Raw genomic sequence first — 22,046 nt, forward strand, 5'->3', positions numbered from 1 at the left:
CCGAAGACCGGTGCCGCCCGCGTTTAATTCGCGCAAGTGGCGCGGGGACGGCACGCGATGTCGCTTTTTGCCGCTAGGGGGCGTTATCCGCGCGAAGCGCCTGCCGGGAATGGGGTAGTGACGGGCCAAGACTTGCGGGAAGGATAGAGCAATGGCGGAATCAGCACGACGGGTACGCGGCGGTGGTGGTGCAGCAAGACGCGCAGCACGCACAGCCGTCTCTTTCGAGACAGCGCGCTATATTGAGCGGAATATCCCGAACTTCGAAGTGCTGACCGAAGAGGCGCTGGAGATCATCGAACAGAACGCCGATGCGGTGCTGGAAGAGATCGGCGTGAACTTCCCCGACAACCCCGAGGCATTGGCGCTCTGGCGTGAGGCCGGGGCCGATGTTCAGGGAGAGCGGGTGCGTATCCCACGGGGGCTGGCACGCAAGCTCTGTTCCACCGCGCCTTCGACGATCACCCAAGTGGCCCGCAACCGAGATCGGGATGTGGTGATCGGGGGGAGGAACCTTGTCCTTGCCCCCGTCTATGGCCCGCCCTTTGTGCGCGATGCCGCAGGGGGGCGCCGCTATGCCACGATGGCGGATTTCGAGAAGTTCGTGAAGCTGGGCTATATGTCCAAATGGCTGCATCACTCGGGGGGGACGGTATGCGAGCCGACAGATATCCCGGTGAACAAACGTCACCTTGATATGCTGCACGCCCATATGACGCTGAGCGACAAACCCTTCATGGGATCGGTGACCGAACCCAGCCGGGCGCAGGATTCCGTCGATATGTGCGGTATCCTCTTCGGTAAGGATTTTGTGCAGGAAAACACGGTGATGACCTCGCTCATCAACATCAATTCGCCGATGACATTCGACGATGTGATGATGGGCGCGCTCAAGGTCTATGCCGAGAACAATCAGGCCTGCATCATCTCACCCTTCATCGTGGGCGGTGCCATGGCCCCGGTGAGTGTGGCAGGCACGCTGACACAGGTCTTGGCCGAGACGCTGGCGGGCATCGCCTATAGCCAGCTGGTCCGTCCCGGGGCGCCGGTGATCATGGGGGCTTTCGTCACCTCCATCGACATGAACAGCGGCGCGCCCACATTCGGCACACCCGAGGCTGCGCATATCACCTATGGCGCTGGGCAACTGGCCCGCCGGCTCAACCTTCCGTACCGCAGCGCTGGGTCTTTCACCGGCTCGAAACTGCCCGATGCGCAGGCGGCTTATGAGACCTCGAACAGCCTGAACATGGGGCTGCTTTCGGGGGTGAACTTCATGCTGCACGCCTGTGGCTGGCTGGAAGGGGGCCTTGTTTCCTCTTTCGAGAAGTTCGTCATGGATGCCGATCAACTGGGCACGTTGCATCACCTTGCCCGTGGGGTGGAGATCGACGTGAACGCGCAGGCCATGGACGCGATCCGCGAAGTGGGGCCGGGGGGGCATTACCTTGGCTGCGCCCATACGCAGAGCAATTTCCGCGATGCCTTTTGGAAGTCGGATCTGTTGGACTACAAACCCTTCGAGACTTGGTCGGACGAGGGCGCGCGCGACACGCAGAGCCTTGCCACCGCGCGGGTCGAAAAGATGCTGGCCGATTATCAGCAGCCCGCACTGGATCCTGCCATTCGCGAAGCGCTCGATGCCTTTGTCGCGACCCGTAAGGCGGCGGAACCCGATAGTTTTAGCTAAAGCTTTGCGGCGGGGGCGATCCCCCGCATCGCAGTTCAGGCGCTGGGCATCATAGCGGCCTTCAAGAACCGCGCCTCGCCAACCATGGCGATAAGAACATCTACATGGCGGATCAGGCTATAGCTTGCATCCGCCGTCTTGCGCTGGGTGTCCAACGCGGCCTCGATCTCAATCAGTTTGATCAGCGCGGTGCCGTGGCGTGGCAATATGCCAAAGCCCAGTATCCGTGGCAGATGGGTGCCGCGGCGGTAGTCTTCGGCCCCGATGCGGGCGGCTCGCATCAGCAGGCGCGGGCGGTGAAGTTTTTGCAACATGGTCAGTAGATCTTGCATCACACTCTCCGATTTCTGAGGGGTGAATCACCCCGGATCGGCGAAGTGTTGCACAACCTTTCCGGGTGTTGCGTGTTGCAGGTTCCCGGCGAACGGCGCCTTTTGATGGCGTTTACCTTTTGGAAACAATCATTGCCAAATGCGACGATTTTAACGAACGGGTAACCAAAACATCCATAGGTTGTGAATAACTCTGGGGATAACTCGCCCAGCTTGGGGACCCGCCAAAATGGAAGTGGCAGTCAATTGAAGGCGCATCACCAAATTCAACAGTCCGTCCTGCCGGGATGGGTGCCGCACGGAGCCCTGCATTACCTCGCACATACGGAGACCGGCGCCCCGATCCGGGCCTTGGCACGCCAAGCTGGCTGTCATGCCTCGACCATCATGCGCCAAATTCGCCGTATCGAGACACGGCGCGACGATCCGCTGGTGGATGCCGCCCTGCGCAGGCTCGGAGCGGTGCGGCGCGCCTTGGATTGTACTGCTGGCCCCCCAGCAGGAAAGACAGCGACAATGACCAAACCCGCCGCCCCCCTTCTTGACGAAGACACTTTCGCCGCCGAGGCGCTGCGCGTCCTGCGGCGCCTGCATGAGGCAGGCGCGATCCTTGCCGTGGCCGAAGGGATGGAAAAGGCCGTCGTCCTGCGCGAGACGGACACCGGCCCCGGCGCACGCACTGCCGTGGTGGACAGCGCCGTGGCGCAGGCGATGGCGCTGAAAGACTGGATCGCGCCGGGCAGCGCAGGCCGGGTGACACGCTATCATATCACCAGCGCGGGGCGCGCGGCGCTGCGGCGCATGCTTGAAGAGCAAGGGGCAGCCGCAGATGGCTTTGCCGAAGATCAGACCGCGTTTCTGGGCGGGCCCGACGCGCCCGCCGCAGACTTGGGCGCAGATGCGGATACGGCCCCGCGCCGTGGCCGCTATTGCTTGTCAGAAAGCCCGCTTTCGACCCTCGCAAGGCGGCGCGACAAATCCGGCGCGCCCTTCTTGAACGAGGGGCTGGTCCATGCGGGCGAAAGGCTGCGCGAAGATTTCGAACTGGCGCAGATGGGTGGTGAGGTTACGCAGAACTGGGACCATTTCCTGACCCCCGGCGCCAAACCCAGCGGCGGGCGAGATGGGGCAGGCGCCATGGCCGCGGCGGAGGCGCGCAAGAGGGTGGCCGATGCCATGGCAGACCTTGGCCCCGGCCTGTCGGACGTGGTGCTGCGCTGTTGCTGCTATCTGGAGGGGTTGGAGACCACCGAGAAGCGGCTCGGCTGGTCAGCGCGTTCGGGCAAGATCGTGCTTCGGATCGCGCTCATGCGGCTGAAGCGGCACTACGATGAAACCGTGGGGCCGGGTGGCCCAATGATCGGTTAAATGCGGGTCGGGTAAAGAAGGGGCGGCAGGATGATAACCCTGCCGCCCCCGTTGGTTTAGTCTGCGACCTTTACCGGTGTCTCATCTGTGACCGAGATCGCGACTTCGTCTTTCTCGCAAGCGGCACGCACACCGGCGGCATAGTCGGGGTGCACCTTCTCAAGCACCGCATACCAGCGTTCTTTCACCGATTGCGAACAGGGGGCCATGGCACCGGCCATGTTCTCGTGCAGACGGTCACGCTGCGCTTGGTCGAACACCTCGGTATAGAGCTTGCGCGGCTGGACGTAATCGGCATCCGCCTCTTCTTGCACATAGCGGTCCGCATCGCCCGAGATGCGCAGTGGTGGTTCTTGCACCGATGGATCGGGACGGGCCGAGCCTTCGTATTGGTTCGGCTCGTAATAGGCGTCCGGGTGGCCGGTCTGCTGCGGGAAGAACCGCATCGCGCCGTCCTTGTGGTAGTGATGCATCGGCGCGGCCTTGGGCGCGTTCACGGGCAGGGCCTCGTAATGCGTGCCAAGACGGTAGCGGTGCGCATCCGCATAGGAGAACACCCGCGCCTGCAACATCTTATCGGGCGAGAAGCCGATGCCGGGGATTTTGTTCGACGGCGAATAGGCAGCGTTCTCAATGCTCTGGAAGTAGTTGTCAGGGTTGCGGTTGAACTCCAACATGCCAACGGGGATCAGCGGGTAATCCGCATGCGGCCAAACCTTGGTCAGGTCGAAGGGGTTGAAGCCGCAGGTCTCGGCCTCTTCCTCGGGCATGACTTGGATGTTCAGCTCCCATTTCGGGTAGTCACCGCCTTCGATCGCGTTAAAGAGATCCTCTTGGAAGTTCTCACGGGTGGAGCCGATCAGCTTTTCCGCGTCTTCATTGGTGCGGTTGCGGATTTCCTGCTGGCAGCGGAAGTGGAACTTCACCCAGTGACGCTCGCCCTTGGCGTTCCACATCGAATAGGTGTGGCTGCCGTAGCCGTGCATATGCATCGGGTTCACCGGAATGCCCCGGTCGGACATCAGGATGGTGACCTGGTGCACACATTCGGGCTGGGCTGCCCAGAAGTCGAACATCGCCTCGGGCGACCGCAGGTTGGTGCGCGGGTGGCGTTTCTGGGTGCGGATGAAGTCCGGGAATTTATAGGCATCGCGAACAAAGAAGATCGGGGTGTTGTTGCCCACAACGTCCCAGTTGCCTTCTTCGGTGTAGAATTTCACCGAGAAGCCGCGCACGTCACGCTCACTGTCGGCGGCGCCAAGCTCGCCCGCCACGGTGGACCAGCGCGAGATGATTTCGCAGGTCTTGCCCACTTCGGAGAAGATCGCAGCACAGCTATATTGGCTGATGTCATGGGTGACGGTGAAGGTGCCCTCGGCACCCCAACCCTTGGCGTGCACGGCACGCTCAGGAATGCGCTCGCGGTTCTGATGGGCGAGCTTCTCGATCAATTGGTAGTCGTCCAGCAGGACCGGGCCACGGGCGCCCGCGGTCTTGCTGGTGTCGTTTGTCGGCATCGGTGCGCCGGCGGTGGTGGTGAGACGCTTGCTCATCTTGGGTTCCCCTCGGTTACTGTCTGACAGGAAGATGATCTATTCCGCCCATAATTTCCAATTGCAGTTTTATAAAATTGCGATAGGTAAAAGTTATGAATTTTACCCTGAAACAACTCGAGTACTTCCGCGCGCTGGCGACCTTGGGCAACTTCGGGCGGGCTGCAGAGGCGAGCAATATCTCGCAGCCCGCGCTCTCGGTGCAGATCCGCACTTTGGAGGAAACGCTCGGCGGGCGGCTGATCGAACGGCAGAGCCGTGCTTCGGTGCTCACGCCCTTGGGCCGGGAAGTGCTGACCCGCGCGGAGGATATCCTGCGCCGCGCCAAGCTGTTGGAGGCCACGGCGCGAGAGCAGGTCGGGCTGGCGGGCACGCTGAACCTTGGCCTGATACCGACCGTCGCGCCCTATCTCTTGCCTGGCGTGCTGGCCGCGTTGCGGGCGCAGGATATCTCGCTTCGGGTCGAGGTACGCGAGGCGCAGACGGATCAATTGCTGGCCGATCTGCGCGCCGGGGCGCTGGATGCGGCGGTGATGGCGGTGCCCTCGGGCGAAACGGGTCTTGCCGAGGTGCCGCTTTTCGAGGATCGGTTCTTGCTGGCAGGCTCCGCCGACCGGATGGCGGGGGCGGATGTCGCCCGCCCGACCGATCTGGCCCGCACGCCGCTGATGTTGCTGGAAGATGGGCACTGCCTCACCGATCAGGCGCTGGAGGTTTGCCAGCGCGACCGCACGCAGGCGGGCATTCACACCGGGGCGTCCTCCCTCGCCACGCTGTCGCGGCTGGTGGAGGCGGGGTTTGGCATGACCCTGATGCCCGAAATCGCCGCCAAGACCGAGCTTGATGCCGCACCGGGGCTGCGCCTGCACCGTTTCGGTTCGCCGGAACCTGCGCGGCAAATCGGACTGGTCCGCCGGGCGGGCACGCCGGGCAGCGGTTGGGCGGCGCAATTGGCCGAGACGCTGAAGGAAGTGGGGGAGGGGCTGACCGGAGAACTGCGCGCGAAATACTAGGCGCTGTGGGGCCTGTCGGGTCAAAGGGCGTGGGTCAAACGGAGCGTGTCAAAGGACCGGGCCAGATGGCCCGATCCGGTCATGCAAAGGGCGCTTAGGCCGCTTCGGTTTGCTTTTGGTTCTCGAGGTATTCCAGCAGGGTCTCAGGGCTGGAAACGCCGTAGGGGTCTTCGTCGTGGTTGTCACGGATGCCGGGCTCTTCGAACCATGCTTCGATCTGACCATCGTTGATGATGGCCGCATAGCGCCAGCTGCGCGGGCCGAAGCCAAGGTTGTCTTTGGCCACCAACATGCCCATGCGGCGGGTGAACTCGCCCGAACCGTCAGGGATCACGTCGATGTTCTGGACGCCCTGCATCTCTTTCCACTTGTTCATGACAAAGCTGTCGTTGACCGACAGGCAATAGATCGCGTCGATGCCATGCTCTTGAAAAGCGGCGAAATTGTTTTCGAACCCGGGCAGCTGGTAGGTGCTGCAGGTCGGGGTGAAGGCACCGGGGAGGGAGAATAGGACAACGCGCTTGCCTTTGAAGAAATCTTCGCTGGTCTTGTCTTCCCAGCGGAAGGGGTTGGACCCTTCGATGCTATCGTCGCGCACGCGCGTTTTGAAGGTGACGTTGGGGACATTGATACCGGGTTTCATCGCGTCTCTCTTTCTCGGATTGGAATCTTTGTGGCTTGGTAGCTCATATAGGAAGCCTCGGCAACTCTGGCAATGCTGCAACTGCATTGTAATTTTCCATTTAAATATCAACATTCTAAATTAATGGTCTAGGGCGATGCCGCCTGTGCATGGCGGCCTTGTCGCGGGGGCGTATGCAGTAGGTGGCCATCGGGTTAAGGACTGTGATAAACAGGGCGCGACACAATGATCAGAGGCCCCCGATGCGCGATCTGAAGATACCCGAACAGCGCCACCCCGAAAAGGCGCGCAAGCCCGACAACGCCCAACCGAAAAAGCCGAGCTGGATCAGGGTCAAAGCCCCCGGCGGCAAGGGCTATGCCGAAACCGCGCGGATCATGCGCGACAACAAGCTGACCACGGTCTGCGAAGAGGCGGGCTGCCCCAATGTCGGCGAATGCTGGTCTCAGGGCCACGCCACGATGATGATCATGGGCGAGGTTTGTACCCGCGCCTGTACTTTCTGCAACATCGCCACCGGTAAGCCGCCCGAGGCACTGGACGTGTTCGAGCCGGGCCGCGTGGCCGATGCGGTGGCCAAACTGGGGCTGAACCATGTGGTCATCACGAGCGTTGACCGCGACGATATCGAAGACGGCGGGGCGGAGCATTTCGCCCAGACGATCCGCGCCGTGCGTCACCGCAGCCCCGACACGACAATCGAAATCCTGACACCGGATTTCATCCGCTGCGGCCCTGAAGCCCTTGAAAAGGTTGTCGAAGCGCGGCCCGATGTGTTCAACCACAACCTTGAAACCGTGCCGGGCCTCTACCCGGAAGTACGCCCCGGCGCGCGCTACTTCCACTCCCTCCGCCTGCTTCAGCGGGTAAAGGAGTTGGATCCGTCGATGTTCACCAAATCGGGCATCATGGTAGGTTTGGGCGAAGATCGCCAAGCGGTCATTCAGGTCATGGAAGACATGCGCGCCGCCGACATCGATTTCCTGACCATCGGCCAGTACCTACAGCCGACGCCTAAGCACCATGCGCTGGACCGTTTCGTCACCCCCGAAGAGTTTACCTCTTACGAAAAGGCGGCCTACGGCAAGGGCTTCCTCATGGTCTCGGCCACGCCGCTGACGCGGTCGAGCTACCACGCGGGCGACGATTTCGCGCGGCTGCGCGAGGCGCGTAACCGCAAACTGGGGATTGCCTGATTGAAAAGACGCGCCCGGCGTTAACCGCCGGGCAGGGCCTTGAGGTAGGCCGCAATCGCTTCGCGGTCACTCTCAGGGAGTTGGGCAAGGTTGTTGACCACCTCGGCCATCTCGCCACCCGCGCTGTCGTATTCCGGCGTGAAGCCGGAGGTGAAATATTCCACCAGATCGGCCTTGGACCAATCCAATTGCGCTGGCGTGATGCCCGGAATGCGCCCCTTGCCCGAAGGGTTGGGCGCGCCGGTCAGCCAAGCTTCACGGTCGAGCGCGCCCAAAGCGTTGCGCGGCGTATGGCATTCGCCGCAATGAGCCAGCCCTTCGACCAGATAGCGCCCGCGTTCGACCACAGCATCGGGCAACTCGCTCAGCACGAAATCATCATGTGAGAACAGCACCTTCCATGCGCCAAGCCCGCGGCGGATATTGAAAGGGAACCCCACCTCATGCGGCATGCTCGGCGTATCCGAGGTGGGCAGGGTCTGCATATAGGCAAAAAGGTCCACCACATCCTGCGGGGCGAGGTGTTGGTAGGCGGTGTATGGAAAGGCGGGGTAATAATGCTGCCCCTCGGGCGAGACGCCCCGGGTCACGGCACGGGCGAACTCCGGCAGGGTCCAGTCACCGATGCCCTGTCCTGGATCGGGGGAGATATTGGGCGCGTGGAAGGTGCCGAAATCACTGGCGAAGGGCAGCCCCCCGGCCAGCACCAGCCTCTCATCCTCTTCACTTTCGGGCGCGGCGTGGCAGGAAACGCAGCCGCCGGCGGCAAAGACCAGCGCGCCCGCCTCCGGGTCCGGTGTCAGCCCGGCACCATAGGAAGGCTCAAGCGGATCGGGCCGGGTGAGCGCCCAGCCAAGGGCCGCGCCGAGAGCGGCACAGCCCAGCAGTATAGGAATGACCCGTCGCAAGGATCAGTTCTTGGGGCCGCGGTAATCGTCATGGCAAGCGCCGCAAGCCTTGCCGATTGCGCCCATGCCCGCCCTCAGCGCATCCAGATCGGTGCCCGCGGCCTCGATCATATCCGCGCTGGCGGTTTCCAGCGCCATGAGCGCTTCGTTGAACCCTTCGGCATCGCTCCAGATTTCGGCCTTGGCGCGGGAGCCTTCGACGGCGCCTTGCTCGGTCCCTTCAAGCCAGAGGGTGCCCGGCGCGAACCCGGCGGCAGCGTTCAGATTGGTCGCGGCGGCGGTTGCCATCTCGGCGTTATACTCCGTCTCGCCCTTGGCCATGCCGCCCAAGATGCCGGTATGATAGGCGATCAGTTGCATCTGCGCGTGGCGCGCGTTCACGGCAGCGCTGGCGGCTTTCTCACTATGGCTGGCGGCGAAGCCCGCGGTGGCAATCAAGGCGGCGCTGATACCACTGGCGGTAATGCTTTTGGTCAAATGCATGGTCATCTCCCTTTTCTTGCCGCAGCGTAACATGGCAGGGGCAGGTCGCAAAAAACAAAAATGTGATCAGCGGGATAAGACTGCGGGCAGGGTCAGAACCGGCGGGGGATACGGTCGGCCGTGGCCCAGTCAGGCCAATAGCCCAGCCATTCGACAAGCCCCACGGCCAAGGCCGCGGCGATGATCGCAAAGACCAAGATCACGCGTTTGCCCGAAGGTGGATTGCGCGCCCATTGGGACATGCGCAGCAGCCACCGCGGGTCCATCACGTAAAGCGGACTTTCCCGATGAAGGGGAGGTTGCGGTCGCGTTGGGCAAAGTCGATGCCATAGCCCACAACGAATTCATCGGGGATTTCAAAGCCGGTCCAATCTGCCTTGAGGTCGACTTCACGCCGGGTGGGTTTGTCGAGCAGGGCGATGGACTTCAACCGCGCAGGCTCACGCGAGCGCAGCAGGTTGGTGACATGGTGCAGCGTGTGGCCGGTGTCGACGATATCTTCGACAACCAGTACGTCGCGCCCTTCGATGGCCCCGCGCAAGTCTTTGAGAATGCGCACCTCTCGGCTGCTCTCCATGCCGTCGCCATAGCTGGAGGCTTCGAGGAAATCGACTTCGATCGGCAGGTCCAACTCGCGCACCAGATCGGCGATAAAGACGAAAGAGCCGCGCAGCAAGCCGACCACGACCAATTTATCGGTGCCGTTGAATTCACCGTGAATCTCACGGCAAAGATCTTCGATCCGCGCCGCGATGGCCTTGGCCGAAATCATTTCGTCGATGACATAAGGCCCGTGTGCCATGGTTTTGCCCTTGAATCTGCGGGGTTGAGACGTGAAATAGGGGGTTAACCCGCAACGCTACGGAACGCAATGCCTACGCACTCAGAGACCCGCCAACTGCCCTATAGCGCGCAACAGATGTATGATCTTGTCGCCGATGTGGGCCGCTACCCTGAATTCCTGCCTTGGACCGCCGCCGCGCGCATCCGCAGCGACGAGGACCGCGGCGATCATCGGGTGATGGATGCCGATTTGGTGATCTCGTTCAAAGTATTTCGGGAGCGGTTTACAAGCCGCGTCGTACTTTGGCCCGAGGCCAAGAAGATCGATACGGAATACCTCGACGGACCCTTCAAGTATATGAAATCAAACTGGCATTTCGAGGATAACCTCGAAGGCTGTCAGGTGCATTTCTTCGTCGATTTCGAATTCCGCAACGCCATCCTGCAAAAGGTCATCGGCGTGGTTTTCAACGAGGCGATGCAGCGTATCGTGCGCGCCTTTGAGAACCGCGCGAAAGAGCTTTACGGCCCCAAGGGTTAAAGCGCCGCGTAGCCTTGCAGCAAAAGGCCAAGCGCGTGGTCGCGGGCGGCCAAGCGCACGGCATCACGGCCCTGCGCGCCGAACTCCACCGTTTCGGTCTGAACCCCGGCTGCCGTGGCAAGGCCGAAACAGACGCGGCCCTCGGGCTTGTGCTCTGATCCGCCCGGGCCTGCGATGCCGGTGATGGAGACGGCGATCTGCGCTTCGGACCGCGCCAGAGCGCCCGCCGCCATTTCTGCGGCGACCTGTTCCGACACCGCACCCCATTGTGCCAGCGTCTCTTCCGACACGCCCAGCATCACCACCTTCGCCGCATTGGTGTAGGTCACGAAACCCCGGTCCAGCAGCGCCGATGACCCCGGCAGATCGGTCAGCGCGGCGGCGAGCATGCCGCCGGTGCAGCTTTCCGCACAGGCGACCATCGCGCCGGTTTCGCGGGCCTTTTCCAACAGTTGCGCCGCAAGGCTCATTTACAGCACCCCGTGATAAAGTGCGGCCAGCGCCATGACGCCGAGCGCCGCGAAAACCCCGGCAAAAATATCGTCGAGCATCACCCCCCAAGGCCCGCCCAGACGGTCGGCCCAGCCAATGATCAGCGGTTTGGTGATGTCGAACAGCCGGAACAGCGCGAAGGCGGCGATCCAACCGGGCCACATGGTAAGGATCGGGATTTGCATCGACCAAGCGGCATAGGAGAGCGGCAAAAGCGCGATCCACTGGCCAACCAATTCATCGACCACGACCTCTCCGGGGTCATGATCCGGCCCGCCCGCGGTGTAGCGTCCGGTGGCCCACCAGCCCAAGGGAATGGCCACCAGAAGCCCGATCACCAGCAGCGGAAAGCCCCCCAATACATGCAAGAGCCAGGCATAGGGCAGGGCGATGAGCGACCCCCAAGTGCCCGGCGCGGGGCGGATGTGGCCAACGCCCAGAAGCGTCGCGATCAGATGTGCTGCGGTCATGATTTCACCAATGTTGCCGTTGCCATACAGGCGATGCCTTCGCCCCGCCCGGTAAAGCCGAGGCGCTCGCTCGTGGTGGCCTTGACTGATACGCGGTCGATCTCAATCCCCAGCATCTCGGCCATCGCGGCGCGCATCGGCTGCACATGCGGGCCGATCTTGGGCGTCTCGCAAATGAGCGTGCAATCGACGTGGGTTAGGGTGAAGCCCATGTCGCGCGCCAGTTCTGCGGCATGACGCAGGAAGATATCGCTGCGCGCGCCTTTCCACTGCGGATCGCTCGGCGGGAAATGCTGGCCGATGTCGCCGCGTGCAAGCGCGCCGTAGATGGCATCGGTCACCGTGTGCAGCGCCACATCGGCGTCGGAATGGCCGACCAGCCCGTGGGTATGTGGGATGTCGATGCCGCAGAGGGTCACGTGATCTCCGGGGCCGAAAGCGTGCACGTCAAATCCGTTGCCGGTGCGAATGTCCATGCGGGTCTCCAATATGCGGGCGGCGCGGGCGAAATCCTCGGGCCGGGTGATTTTCAGGTTATCAGCGCTGCCTTGGGTGATGGCAACGGTCAGGCCCGCCGCGCGGGCGACTTCGACGTCATCCGCCGCTCGGCCGTCATAAGCCGCATGCGCCGCACGGATCGCGGCGAGGTCAAAGCCCTGCGGTGTTTGCGCGGCGAAAAGGGCGCTGCGGTCTTGGGTGCCGGTGACGCGGCCTTCGTGCCCCTGCCAAAGCGCGTCACTCACCGGCAGCCCCGGCGCGGCGGCTTGATGTTGGTTAAGCGCGTCGATCACGCCTAGGATGATCTGAGCCGAAACACAGGGCCGCGCGGCGTCATGGATCAGCACCTTCGTCGCCTGCCGGATCGCCGCAAGCCCGCGTTGGACCGAGGCCGCGCGGTCCGCCCCGCCGGTGGTGACGGTGATGCCATCCGCCGAAAATGCCGCTGCCTGATCCATGTCGTCCGCGTTCAGCACCAGCACGATCTCGGTGATCTGGGGCAGGGCGCGAAAGGCGGCGATCGTGTGGTCGATCACCCGCGCGCCCGCCAGTGCCTGCCATTGCTTCGGCTGCGGACCGCCGGCGCGGCTGCCGCGTCCTGCGGCGACGATCAGAGCTGCGATACTCATTTGGGCAATCCGGAAAAGCTGGCGAACATGGCCCTGTCTAGGCAATGCGGCGGCGGGGTGCAATCTGGGGTGGCTGCCTAAAAAATGGGCAGCGCCTTGGCGCATAGCTGCTTTTCAGGGTAGTTTTATTGAGGTCACCCCGTGGCAGAGCTACACAGCAAGGGACCGCACAAGGATTAAGCATGTGACCGCCGCCCCCCTGACATTCGACCCGCCGGTATTCCTCGCCCCGATGGCCGGGATCACCGATCTGCCCTATCGCAGCCTCGTGGCGCGATTCGGGGCCGGATTGGTCGTGTCCGAGATGGTCGCCAGCCAAGAGTTGCTCAGCCGCCGCCCCGGCACGCGGGAGAAAGCGGAACTGGGGCTGGATGTCATCGGCACCTCCGTTCAGCTTGCCGGGCGCGAGGCCGAACCGATGGCCGAAGCCGCCCGCATGGTTGAGGCGATGGGCGCGCGGATCATCGACATTAACATGGGCTGCCCGGCCAAGAAGGTGACGCAGGGTGCCTCGGGCTCGGCACTGATGAAGACACCCGATCACGCGCTGCGGCTGATCGAAGCCGTGGTCGGCGCGGTCAAGGTGCCGGTGACGCTGAAAACCCGGCTGGGCTGGGACGACAATATGCTCAACGCCGCCCCAATCGCCAAACGGGCCGAGGAGGTGGGCGTGCAGATGATCACCATCCACGGGCGCACGCGCTGTCAGTTCTACAAGGGCCGCGCCGATTGGGCCGCGATCCGGGCGGTGAAAGAGGCCGTGAATGTTCCCGTCATCGCCAATGGCGACATCATCGGCAGTGACACGGCGCGCCAAGCCCTGCGGCTTTCGGGCGCAGATGGTGTGATGGTCGGGCGCGGTGCGCAGGGCCGACCGTGGCTGTTGGCGCAGATTGCCCATGACTTGCACGGCCACGCCAAACCGGTGATCCCGCAAGGGCAGGCGATGGCCGAAATGGTGGCCGAGCACTACGACGAAATGCTGCGTTTCTATGGCGTCGAACTGGGTGCCAAGGTCGCGCGCAAACATCTGGGCTGGTATATGGATCACTGCGCCACCCCTGCCGATCTGCGCCGCGCTCTGCTCACGGCGCGCGAGGTCAAAACCACTTTCGATCTCATCGCGGAGGCCATGCAATATGACGCCGCCACCGCCCAACCCCGGGCCGCAGCATGAGAAGCGAGACCCCGGAACGGCAGGTTTGGACCTCTCTGCCGGTGCCTGCCTTCATCGTCGGTGCCGATGACCGGGTCGTCGATCTGAACCCCTCAGCCGAAGGCTTCCTCAATGCCTCCGCCCGCGCCACCATCGGCCAGTCGATCTGGCAGTTGATCGCGGTGGATCACCCGCTTGAGGCCGCATTCGCCCGTGCGCGGCTGCAAGGCACGCCGCTTTTCGTCAATGACGTTGATGTGGGCGCGATGCAGCGCGCGCCCTTGCAATGCGGCTTGCAGATCGCCCCGCTGGTGGGCGGCGCAGGCGAGATGGTCTTGATGATCACGCCGCGCGAATTGGCCGGGCGCATCACCCAAGATCACAGCGTGAAATCCGCCGCCAAATCCGCCATCGGCATGGCCGAGATGCTGGCCCATGAGATCAAGAACCCGCTGGCCGGGATCACCGGCGCGGCGCAGCTCTTGTCGATGAACCTGTCCAAGAATGATCTGGAACTGACCGATCTGATCGTCGCCGAAAGCCGCCGTATCGTGAAACTGCTAGAGCAGGTCGAGCAATTTGGAAATTTGACGGCGCCTGAGCGCAAGCCTGTGAACCTGCATGACGTGTTGGACCGCGCCCGCCGGTCGGTCCTGCTGGGCTTCGGCTCGCACATGAAAATCACCGAGGATTATGACCCCTCGCTGCCGCCCGCGCTTGGCGACAAGGACCAGCTTTTGCAGGTCTTGCTCAACCTCATTCGCAACGCGGCTGAGGCAGCGGGCGAGGCGGGAGGCACCATCCGGCTGCGCAGTTTCTATGAACATGGCTTCCAACTGCGCCGCGCCGATGGGGATGGCCAGCCGCTGCCCCTCCAGATCGAAGTGATCGACGATGGCCCCGGCCTGCCGGATCATATCCGCGCCGATGTTTTCGATCCCTTCGTCTCGGGCCGGGAGAATGGCACCGGGCTGGGCCTCGCCTTGGTGAGCAAGATCATCTCAGACCACGGAGGCTGGATTTCTGTCAGTTCCGCCCCCGGTCGAACCGCATTCCGCATTTCGCTGCCGCGCGCAGGCGCCGCTGCCCTTAAGGAGAATTGACATGGATGGCACCATCCTCGTCGCCGATGACGACCGCACAATCCGCACCGTTCTGACCCAAGCGCTGACCCGCGCGGGCTGCAAGGTGCACGCCACTTCAAGCCTGACCACCCTGATGCGATGGGTCAGCGAGGGCAAGGGCGACGCGGTGATCTCTGACGTGGTCATGCCCGATGGCAACGGATTGGAAATGCTGCCGAAAATCGCGCAGGACCGGCCCGGCTTGCCGGTGATCGTGATCTCGGCGCAGAACACGATCATGACGGCGATCAAGGCGGCAGAGGCCGAAGCCTTTGACTATCTGCCCAAACCCTTCGACCTGCCGGATCTGATGAAACGCACGGCGCGCGCCTTGGAGCAGCGCACCACGCTCAGCCGCAAAGCTGCCGCCGATGACAACGCTGAGATCGACGCAGAGCGTGATGATCTGCCGATGATTGGCCGCACCCCGGTCATGCAGGCGCTCTACCGCACCGTAGCGCGGGTGATGAACACCGATCTGCCAGTGCTGATCTGGGGCGAAAGCGGTTCGGGCAAGTCACTGATCGCGCGGGCGATTCACGACTTCTCTGATCGGCGCAGCCTGCCGTTCGTGACCGTGACGGACGCCGATCTTGCGGATATCGAAGGCCCCTCGCGGGTGCTTGCGCGGGTCGGCGGGGGCACCCTAATGATCGACGAGATCGCGGATTTCCCGCAAGATATTCAAGCCCGTCTGGTGCGGATGATGGACGCGCCGGGCGATGACGCGCCGCGCTTCATGGCCACCAGTCAAAGCGATCTGGATGCCGCGATGCAAGAGGGCAAGCTGCGCCGCGATCTCTATTACCGTCTGTCGGGGGCGACCCTCGAAGTGCCCGCCCTGCGGGATCGGGTCGAAGACATCCCGCTTCTGGCGGACCATTTTCTGGCCCGCGCCAATCCCGGCCCTGCCTCGCCGCGCAAGCTGTCGGACAAGGCCGCGCAGATCCTGCTGAAATTCCCATGGCCCGGCAATGTGCGCCAGTTGGAACATGCGATGCGGCAACTCGCGCTGGCCAGCCAAGCGGCTGAGATCACGGCCAGCGAGGCCGAGCAACTGCTGGGCGCGCAAAGCGGTCCGGCACCGATGCAGACCGAGGCGGATACCGAACGGCTGGGCGCCTCGGTCGAGCGGCATTTGCAACGCTACTTTGATCTGCACGGCTCCATGCTGCCGCCGCCGGGTCTCTACGCGCGGATTCTGCGTGAGGTTGAACTGCCGATGATCGAAATCGCCCTTGCCGCGACGGCGGGGAACCAGGCGAAATGTGCCGCTTTGCTGGGAATTAACCGAAATACTTTGCGCAAGAAGATCACCGACCTCGATATTGAGGTGACACGGGGCCGCAAGATGATGTAAAAGAGCCACATAACAGTGGCCATCGGGGAACTCCCCCGTTCAGGACCACATAATATGGCGGTTGATGCAGCGATGCATCACAACATCGGTGAGGTATGCGGGTGGCAACCCGGTCACGCAGGTTCAAGCTCGAGCGGTTGGGGCGTCTCAGGCGGGTCAAGCGGCTGCGCAATTGGTCCACTTTTGGGCTGGTGGTGCTGGGGCCGGTCTTGGCGCTGGCAACCTATTTGGCACTCGGGCCGCTAGGGCAGGGGGCGGATACGCTCAACCTGCGGCTCATTCTTTTGTCCGACCTTGTCTATGTGCTGCTGGTGGCGGCGCTGGTGCTGATCCAAGTCGGGCGGCTGATCTCGGCGCGGCGCGCCAAATCGGCGGGGTCGCGGTTGCACCTGCGGTTGACGGGGGTCTTTGCGCTGATGGCGCTGATCCCGACGGTTACGGTGGCGATTTTCGCGGGGCTCACGGTGAATGTCGGGCTTGAAGGCTGGTTTTCCGACCGGGTCAGCGGCGTGGTCGGCTCGTCTTTAGCAGCGGCGGAGGCTTACGAGGCCGAGCAGCGCGAGGCGCTGATCTTGGACGCGCAGACCCTTGCCCGCAGCATCGACAGCGCCCGGGCACAGGGCATTAACCTGAGCGACAGTGAGCTTTTGGGCGAGGGCCAGCGCCAGATCCAACGGGGCCTGCGCGAAGCTTTTCTGATCGACAGCACCGCGCAGATCCGGGCGCGGGGGGATCGGTCCTATCTCTTTGATTTCGAGGCCCCCACCGAGGCGCAGCTAAAAACCGCCAGCGAAGAGGGGCTTTTGGTCATCGAGGACTGGCCCAACAATGAATTTCGCGCGCTGGTGCCGATGGACGCCTATGTCGATCGTTTTCTCTATGTCTCTCGCGCTGTAGATGGTGAGATTCTGGCGCTGCTGGATGAAACCAAGGAGACGGTGCGCCTTTACCAACAGCTTGAATCCGAACGCGGCCGGCTGCTGTTCGAATTCGCCCTTGTTTATCTGGGCTTTGCGGTGATCCTCATTCTGGCCGCCGTTTGGCTGGGCCTGTGGTTTGCCGAGCGGCTTTCCGGCCCGGTTGGGCGGCTCACGGGGGCCGCGCAGCAGGTGGGCGCGGGCGATCTGAACGTGCAGGTCCGCGAAGAAGAAGGCGATGACGAGATCGCCATGCTGGGCCGTTACTTCAACCAGATGACCCGGCAGTTGAAGGGCCAGCGCGAGACGCTGCTAGAGAATACCGACCAGATCGAGCGTCGTCGCCGCCTGTTCGATTCCGTGCTGAGTTCGGTGACCTCCGGCGTGGTAGGGCTTGACCCCGAGGGGCGCGTGACCTTTGTGAACCGCTCGGCCATGCGGTTGTTGGATTGGTCCGAGGATCAGCAAAGCCTGCCGCTGACCCTCGCCGTGCCGGAATTCGGACCGCTGTTCGAGACGGTGAAGACCGCCACGGACGAGGTGGCGCAGGCCGAGGTTAAGGTCTCGCGCCAAGGGGCGATGGAGAACCTTTTGGTCCGCATGGCGACCCGGCGGTCCAAGGATGGCGATCTTGAGGGCTATGTGGTGGCCTTTGACGATGTGACCGATCTGGTCTCGGCGCAGCGCATGGCCGCATGGGGCGATGTGGCCCGCCGCATCGCGCATGAGATCAAGAACCCACTGACGCCGATCCAGTTGAGTGCCGAGCGCATTCGCCGCAAGTTCGGCCCCAAGATGGCCGAGGGCGATGATGACGCGTTGGAGCAGATGACCGGCGTGATTATTCGCCAGACGGGCGACCTGCGGCGCATCGTCGACGAATTCTCGAAATTCGCGCGGATGCCCGAGCCGGAAACCAGCCGTCAGGACATCCGGCAGTTGCTGCGCGACGCGGTGATGCTTCAGCAGAGCAGACAGGAAGACGTGGCGATCAAACTCGACCTGCCCGCAGAGCCGATCATGGCCAATATTGACGGCACGATGATTTCGCAGGCGCTGACCAATCTGATCAAGAACGCTGGCGAAGCCATTGAAAGCCTGAAGAAAGAAGGCGCGCCGGAAGGGCATGCACCGCAGATCCGCGTGACGCTCACGCCCGAGAACCGGCTCTTGCGGCTGACCATCGCCGACAATGGCATTGGCCTGCCCGAAGACCGCGCCCGGCTGTTCGAGCCCTATGTGACCACGCGCAGCGAAGGCACGGGGCTTGGCCTGCCGATCGTCAAAAAGATTATCGAGGAACACGGCGGCAGCCTGACGCTCGAAACCGCGCCCGCATTCGACGGGCAAGACCATAACGGTGCCATGGCAGTCATTTCGCTGCCCTTGGCCATCGACGCAACGACAGACCAAGGGGATAAGGCAGATGAGTGACATTCTGATTGTAGACGACGAACGCGACATCCGTGAGTTGATCTCGGATATCCTTGAGGATGAGGGCTTTGCCACGCGATTGGCCAGCAATTCGGATGAGACGATGGCCGAGATCAACACCGAGGCACCGGCGCTGATCATCCTCGATATCTGGCTGAAAGACAGCCGGATGGACGGGATCGACATCCTCAAGACGGTCAAACGCGACAACCCGGATGTGCCGGTGGTGATCATCTCGGGCCATGGCAATATCGAGATTGCCGTGGCGGCGATCAAACAGGGCGCCTACGATTTTATTGAAAAGCCGTTCAACATCGACCAGTTGCTGGTGGTGATCCGCCGCGCGATGGAAACCTCGCGTCTGCGCCGTGAGAACCAGAACCTCAAGCGCCGCGATGTGGCGACCTCCGAGATGATCGGCACCTCCGCGCCCTATCGTGCTCTGCTGGGCCAGCTTGATAAGGTGACCAAATCCAATGGCCGCGTGATGCTGACCGGCCCCGCCGGATCGGGCAAGGAAGTGGCCGCCCGGTATATTCACGCCCATTCCGCCCGCGCCTCCGCACCCTTTGTTACCGTCAACTGCGCCGGGGTGGCGCCCGACCGGATGGAAGAGGTGCTCTTTGGCCGTGAGACCCCCGACCGCGGGGTCGAGCCGGGGTTGCTGGAACAGGCCCATGGCGGGGTGATCTATTTCGACGAGGTCGCCGACATGCCGCTTGGCACCCAGTCCAAAATCCTACGCGTGCTGGTCGATCAACAATTCACCCGCGTTGGCGGGACGGATAAGGTCCGGGTCGATCTGCGGGTGATCTCTTCGACGAACCGCGATCTGGATCAGGCGATCAAGGCTGATACCTTCCGGCAGGAACTCTATCACCGTCTGAACGTCGTGCCGATCGCCGTGCCCTCGCTTGAAGAGCGCCGGGAGGATATCCCGCTGCTGGCCGAACATTTCATCGCGGAATTCAACGCCTCCCAAGGGCTGCCGCAGCGCGCGCTGACCGAAGACGCCGTGGCGCTGATGCAGACGATGGTTTGGCCCGGCAACGTGCGCCAGCTCAAGAACCTTGTCGAACGGGTGCTGATTCTCGGCGATGGCACCGGCCCGATCGAAGCGCGGGAGCTTCCGGGCGAGGAGGAGAACGGCGGCGACGAGGGGCGCGTGGTGCTCTCGGGCGCCTTGGCGACTTTGCCCCTCCGCGAAGCGCGGGAAGCTTTCGAGCGGGAGTATCTGCTGACCCAGATCAACCGTTTCGGCGGCAACATCAGCCGCACCGCGAATTTTGTGGGGATGGAGCGCAGCGCCCTGCACCGCAAGCTGAAATCGCTCGGCGTCGTGACCTCGGCCAAAGCGGGCGTGCGCGTGGCCCATGTTGACGAGGAAGTCGAAGCGGCGGGTTAAACCCCGCGGGTTGCGCGCGGGGGCTGCTCCGCGCGCTTCTGCGTCACCCTTGGGTGACGATCTGGAACGACCGATCACTGTTGCGGATCACGCAGGACTTGGGGTTGAGCGCGGGCAGCGTAGTCGTCGCGCGCGTTGGTGCGGCGCGGGCCACATCGCGGGGGCAGGCGGGGATCGACACGGTCGCGAAACCTTTGTCGGCCATACATTGCGCCTCGACCCGGTTGCGCAGGTCTTCGTTCGGGTCAAAGGTCACCAATTCCCCCGGCACGTAAAAACCGCCCCGCGTGGTGCAATTGTTATCGGCATCGCAGTGGCGCCGCGCGGGCACATAGCGTGGCGGTTCGCGGCGGATTTGCGTCGAGATCGGCACGTCGCGCAGGGCCTGAACCTCGCAAGCGGTGGTGGCGCGATTGACCTGCGCGACACTCGCGCCCGGTTTGTAATAGGTGTTGAGCGGCGCACAGGCCGCCGCCGCCAAGCCGACAAAGGTCAAGGCGACAGCGGCGCGGGAGGGGCGGGGAGATATCGGTTTCATGGCCCCATCATGCCGCCGTTGCGGGGCAAAGACAATTGATTTGACCCTTGCCAACCCATCTGTCATGCCCTCTAACCGACCCAAGACAACCCTCACACGATCTTTGCTCAGGGTAAGGAAGCCTTCATGAAAATCATCATTTGCGGCGCAGGGCAGGTGGGTTGGCAGATTGCCCGTCACCTCAGCGGAGAGCGCAACGATGTGACCGTGGTCGACAGCAATGCCGAATTGATCCGCCGCGCCACCGATACGCTGGATGTGCAGGGCATCGCCGGTTTCGCGAGCTACCCTGACGTGCTGGACCGTGCAGGCGCGCGCGACGCCGAGATGATCATCGCCGCGACCCATTCCGATGAGGTCAATATGGTGACCTGTCAGGTGGCGCATTCGGTCTTTGGCATCAACCGCAAGATCGCGCGGCTGCGCAGCCAGTCCTATCTCGATGCGATTTACTCCGACCTTTACCGCCGCGATCACATGCCGATCGACGTGGTGATTTCCCCCGAGAAGGAGGTCGCGACCGCAGCGCTCCAACGGCTCAGCGCGCCCGCCGCTTTCGATACCGAGATCTTCATGGAGGGGCAGGCCCAGCTTTTGGGCATTTCGATCGACAGTGATTGTCCGGTGGTGAACACGCCGCTGCGGCAGCTGACCGATCTCTTCTCAACCCTGCGCGCTGTGGTTGTGGGCGTGCGCCGCGATGGCACGCTTTTCGCGCCCGAGGCGAAGGACCAGCTTTTCGTCGGCGATGATTGCTATGTCTTCTCGCATCACGACGACATCGCCCGCACGATGGAGATTTTCGGCAAGCAGACGACCAAGCAGGAGCGTGTCGTCTTGGTGGGCGGCGGCAATGTCGGCCTGACCGTGGCGAAGCATCTGGAAAGCGGGCCTCTCCGCGTGCGCACGAAGATGATCGAGAAGAACCGCAAATGCGCCGAACGCGCCGCCGAAGGGTTGGAGCGGACCATCGTGCTCAATGGCGACGGGCTGGACGCCGCGCTGCTGGCCGAGGCGGGTATCAGCCGCGCCGATGCGATGCTGGCGGTGACCGACGACGATAAGACCAACATGCTGTCCTGCGTCCGGGCCAAGGCCGAGGGCTGCCCCTATGTCATCGCGCTGATCAACGACCCGACGCTGGTGCCGCTGATGACCCACCTCGGCATCGACGCCTATATCAACCCGCGCGCCACGACCGTAAGCTCCATCCTGCGCCACATCCGCCACGGGCGGGTGCGGGCGGTCTATTCCATCGGCGATGCCGAGGCCGAGGTGATCGAGGCCGAAGTGCTGTCGACCTCTCCCCTCGCGGGCAAGAAAGTGTCGGAAATTGACTTCCCCGAGGGCGTGTTGATCGGCATGCTGCGCAAAGAAGGAAAAGTGATCCGCCCCATGGGCAGCACCCGGATCGACGAAGGCGATGTGGTCGCCCTCTTCGCTCTGGCCGAGGATGTGCCGCGGGTCGAACAGCTTTTGCAGGTCTCGATCGACTTTTTCTAAGCGCAGGAGC

The 22,046-nt window shown here is 63.0% G+C and carries 22 protein-coding genes; 11 read left to right on the forward strand and 11 right to left on the reverse strand.

Annotated features, from left to right (window positions below):
- The first annotated feature begins 151 nt into the window (after positions 1-151).
- The gene (locus ACGYLI_RS04130) at positions 152-1,690 is read left to right on the forward strand and encodes a trimethylamine methyltransferase family protein (RefSeq protein WP_394417305.1); all 1,539 of its coding nucleotides are present in this window, start codon (positions 152-154) and stop codon (positions 1,688-1,690) included.
- A gap of 35 nt (positions 1,691-1,725) precedes the next feature.
- On the opposite strand, the gene ACGYLI_RS04135 is transcribed toward ACGYLI_RS04130, so the two are convergent.
- Entirely contained in the window at positions 1,726-2,022 is a 297-nt protein-coding gene (locus tag ACGYLI_RS04135) for a DUF6477 family protein (protein WP_271687411.1), read from the reverse strand.
- Positions 2,023-2,301: 279 nt separating this feature from the next.
- Here ACGYLI_RS04135 and ACGYLI_RS04140 point away from each other — a divergent pair, with 279 nt between their 5' ends.
- Positions 2,302-3,390 carry a DUF6456 domain-containing protein gene (locus tag ACGYLI_RS04140; RefSeq protein ID WP_394418286.1) on the forward strand — a complete coding sequence of 363 codons (1,089 nt, stop codon included), beginning with the start codon at positions 2,302-2,304 and terminating at the stop codon, positions 3,388-3,390.
- A gap of 56 nt (positions 3,391-3,446) precedes the next feature.
- Here ACGYLI_RS04140 and ACGYLI_RS04145 read toward each other — a convergent pair whose 3' ends face one another.
- Positions 3,447-4,943 carry a catalase gene (locus ACGYLI_RS04145; protein ID WP_209218870.1) on the reverse strand — a complete coding sequence of 499 codons (1,497 nt, stop codon included), beginning with the start codon at positions 4,941-4,943 and terminating at the stop codon, positions 3,447-3,449.
- Between the two features lie 95 nt (positions 4,944-5,038).
- On the opposite strand from ACGYLI_RS04145, the gene ACGYLI_RS04150 reads away from it, so the two are divergent.
- Positions 5,039-5,956 (forward strand): LysR substrate-binding domain-containing protein, encoded by a 918-nt coding sequence (locus ACGYLI_RS04150; protein WP_394417309.1) that lies wholly within the window; start codon positions 5,039-5,041, stop codon positions 5,954-5,956.
- 94 nt (positions 5,957-6,050) lie between these two features.
- On the opposite strand, the gene ACGYLI_RS04155 is transcribed toward ACGYLI_RS04150, so the two are convergent.
- Entirely contained in the window at positions 6,051-6,599 is a 549-nt protein-coding gene (locus tag ACGYLI_RS04155) for a peroxiredoxin (protein ID WP_394417311.1), read from the reverse strand.
- A 242-nt stretch (positions 6,600-6,841) separates the two neighbouring features.
- Here ACGYLI_RS04155 and lipA point away from each other — a divergent pair, with 242 nt between their 5' ends.
- Complete coding sequence (gene lipA, locus ACGYLI_RS04160; protein WP_271687409.1) at positions 6,842-7,795, forward strand: lipoyl synthase; 954 nt, start codon at positions 6,842-6,844, stop codon at positions 7,793-7,795.
- A 20-nt stretch (positions 7,796-7,815) separates the two neighbouring features.
- Here the strand turns inward: lipA and ACGYLI_RS04165 are convergent, their stop codons facing one another.
- From ACGYLI_RS04165 to hpt, 4 genes are all read right to left on the reverse strand, one after another.
- Entirely contained in the window at positions 7,816-8,703 is an 888-nt protein-coding gene (locus ACGYLI_RS04165; RefSeq protein ID WP_394417314.1) for a c-type cytochrome, read from the reverse strand.
- Between the two features lie 3 nt (positions 8,704-8,706).
- Entirely contained in the window at positions 8,707-9,186 is a 480-nt protein-coding gene (locus ACGYLI_RS04170) for a c-type cytochrome (protein WP_394417317.1), read from the reverse strand.
- A 92-nt stretch (positions 9,187-9,278) separates the two neighbouring features.
- Positions 9,279-9,428 carry a hypothetical protein gene (locus ACGYLI_RS04175; protein WP_394417320.1) on the reverse strand — a complete coding sequence of 50 codons (150 nt, stop codon included), beginning with the start codon at positions 9,426-9,428 and terminating at the stop codon, positions 9,279-9,281.
- Positions 9,429-9,451: 23 nt separating this feature from the next.
- The gene (gene hpt, locus ACGYLI_RS04180) at positions 9,452-9,988 is read right to left on the reverse strand and encodes a hypoxanthine phosphoribosyltransferase (RefSeq protein ID WP_067264049.1); all 537 of its coding nucleotides are present in this window, start codon (positions 9,986-9,988) and stop codon (positions 9,452-9,454) included.
- A 69-nt stretch (positions 9,989-10,057) separates the two neighbouring features.
- Here hpt and ACGYLI_RS04185 point away from each other — a divergent pair, with 69 nt between their 5' ends.
- Positions 10,058-10,510, forward strand: coding sequence for a type II toxin-antitoxin system RatA family toxin (locus ACGYLI_RS04185; RefSeq protein WP_168613460.1), 453 nt, complete (start codon positions 10,058-10,060; stop codon positions 10,508-10,510).
- Here ACGYLI_RS04185 and ACGYLI_RS04190 read toward each other — a convergent pair.
- The 3 genes from ACGYLI_RS04190 to ACGYLI_RS04200 are packed head-to-tail and all read right to left on the reverse strand — an operon-like array spanning position 10,507 to position 12,599.
- The gene (locus tag ACGYLI_RS04190; RefSeq protein WP_394417323.1) at positions 10,507-10,980 is read right to left on the reverse strand and encodes a CinA family protein; all 474 of its coding nucleotides are present in this window, start codon (positions 10,978-10,980) and stop codon (positions 10,507-10,509) included. The genes ACGYLI_RS04185 and ACGYLI_RS04190 overlap by 4 nt on opposite strands.
- Complete coding sequence (locus ACGYLI_RS04195) at positions 10,981-11,472, reverse strand: phosphatidylglycerophosphatase A (RefSeq protein ID WP_394417326.1); 492 nt, start codon at positions 11,470-11,472, stop codon at positions 10,981-10,983.
- Positions 11,469-12,599: a bifunctional 2-C-methyl-D-erythritol 4-phosphate cytidylyltransferase/2-C-methyl-D-erythritol 2,4-cyclodiphosphate synthase gene (locus ACGYLI_RS04200; RefSeq protein ID WP_394417329.1), complete on the reverse strand. Its 1,131-nt coding sequence runs from the start codon at positions 12,597-12,599 to the stop codon at positions 11,469-11,471. Before ACGYLI_RS04200 ends, ACGYLI_RS04195 begins: the two co-directional genes overlap by 4 nt.
- 184 nt (positions 12,600-12,783) lie before the next feature.
- Between ACGYLI_RS04200 and dusB the strand changes: the two genes are divergently transcribed.
- From dusB to ACGYLI_RS04225, 5 genes are all read left to right on the forward strand, one after another.
- Entirely contained in the window at positions 12,784-13,776 is a 993-nt protein-coding gene (dusB, locus tag ACGYLI_RS04205; protein ID WP_394417332.1) for a tRNA dihydrouridine synthase DusB, read from the forward strand.
- Complete coding sequence (locus ACGYLI_RS04210; protein ID WP_394417335.1) at positions 13,773-14,858, forward strand: nitrogen regulation protein NR(II); 1,086 nt, start codon at positions 13,773-13,775, stop codon at positions 14,856-14,858. Before dusB ends, ACGYLI_RS04210 begins: the two co-directional genes overlap by 4 nt.
- A 1-nt stretch (position 14,859) precedes the next feature.
- Positions 14,860-16,239, forward strand: a complete 1,380-nt coding sequence (locus ACGYLI_RS04215; protein ID WP_394417338.1) for a response regulator — start codon at positions 14,860-14,862, stop codon at positions 16,237-16,239.
- Positions 16,240-16,334: 95 nt separating this feature from the next.
- Positions 16,335-18,590: an ATP-binding protein gene (locus tag ACGYLI_RS04220; protein ID WP_394417341.1), complete on the forward strand. Its 2,256-nt coding sequence runs from the start codon at positions 16,335-16,337 to the stop codon at positions 18,588-18,590.
- The gene (locus ACGYLI_RS04225) at positions 18,583-19,995 is read left to right on the forward strand and encodes a sigma-54-dependent transcriptional regulator (protein WP_394407573.1); all 1,413 of its coding nucleotides are present in this window, start codon (positions 18,583-18,585) and stop codon (positions 19,993-19,995) included. Before ACGYLI_RS04220 ends, ACGYLI_RS04225 begins: the two co-directional genes overlap by 8 nt.
- 43 nt (positions 19,996-20,038) lie before the next feature.
- On the opposite strand, the gene ACGYLI_RS04230 is transcribed toward ACGYLI_RS04225, so the two are convergent.
- Positions 20,039-20,533: a hypothetical protein gene (locus ACGYLI_RS04230; RefSeq protein WP_394417344.1), complete on the reverse strand. Its 495-nt coding sequence runs from the start codon at positions 20,531-20,533 to the stop codon at positions 20,039-20,041.
- 126 nt (positions 20,534-20,659) lie between these two features.
- On the opposite strand from ACGYLI_RS04230, the gene trkA reads away from it, so the two are divergent.
- A complete protein-coding gene (gene trkA, locus ACGYLI_RS04235; RefSeq protein ID WP_394417347.1) occupies positions 20,660-22,036 on the forward strand; it encodes a Trk system potassium transporter TrkA in 1,377 nt (458 codons plus the stop codon).
- The last annotated feature ends 10 nt before the right edge of the window (positions 22,037-22,046 follow it).

It is taken from the genome of Sulfitobacter sp. 1A13421, assembly GCF_043557285.1.
GTDB classification, from domain to species: Bacteria; Pseudomonadota; Alphaproteobacteria; order Rhodobacterales; family Rhodobacteraceae; genus Sulfitobacter; species Sulfitobacter faviae.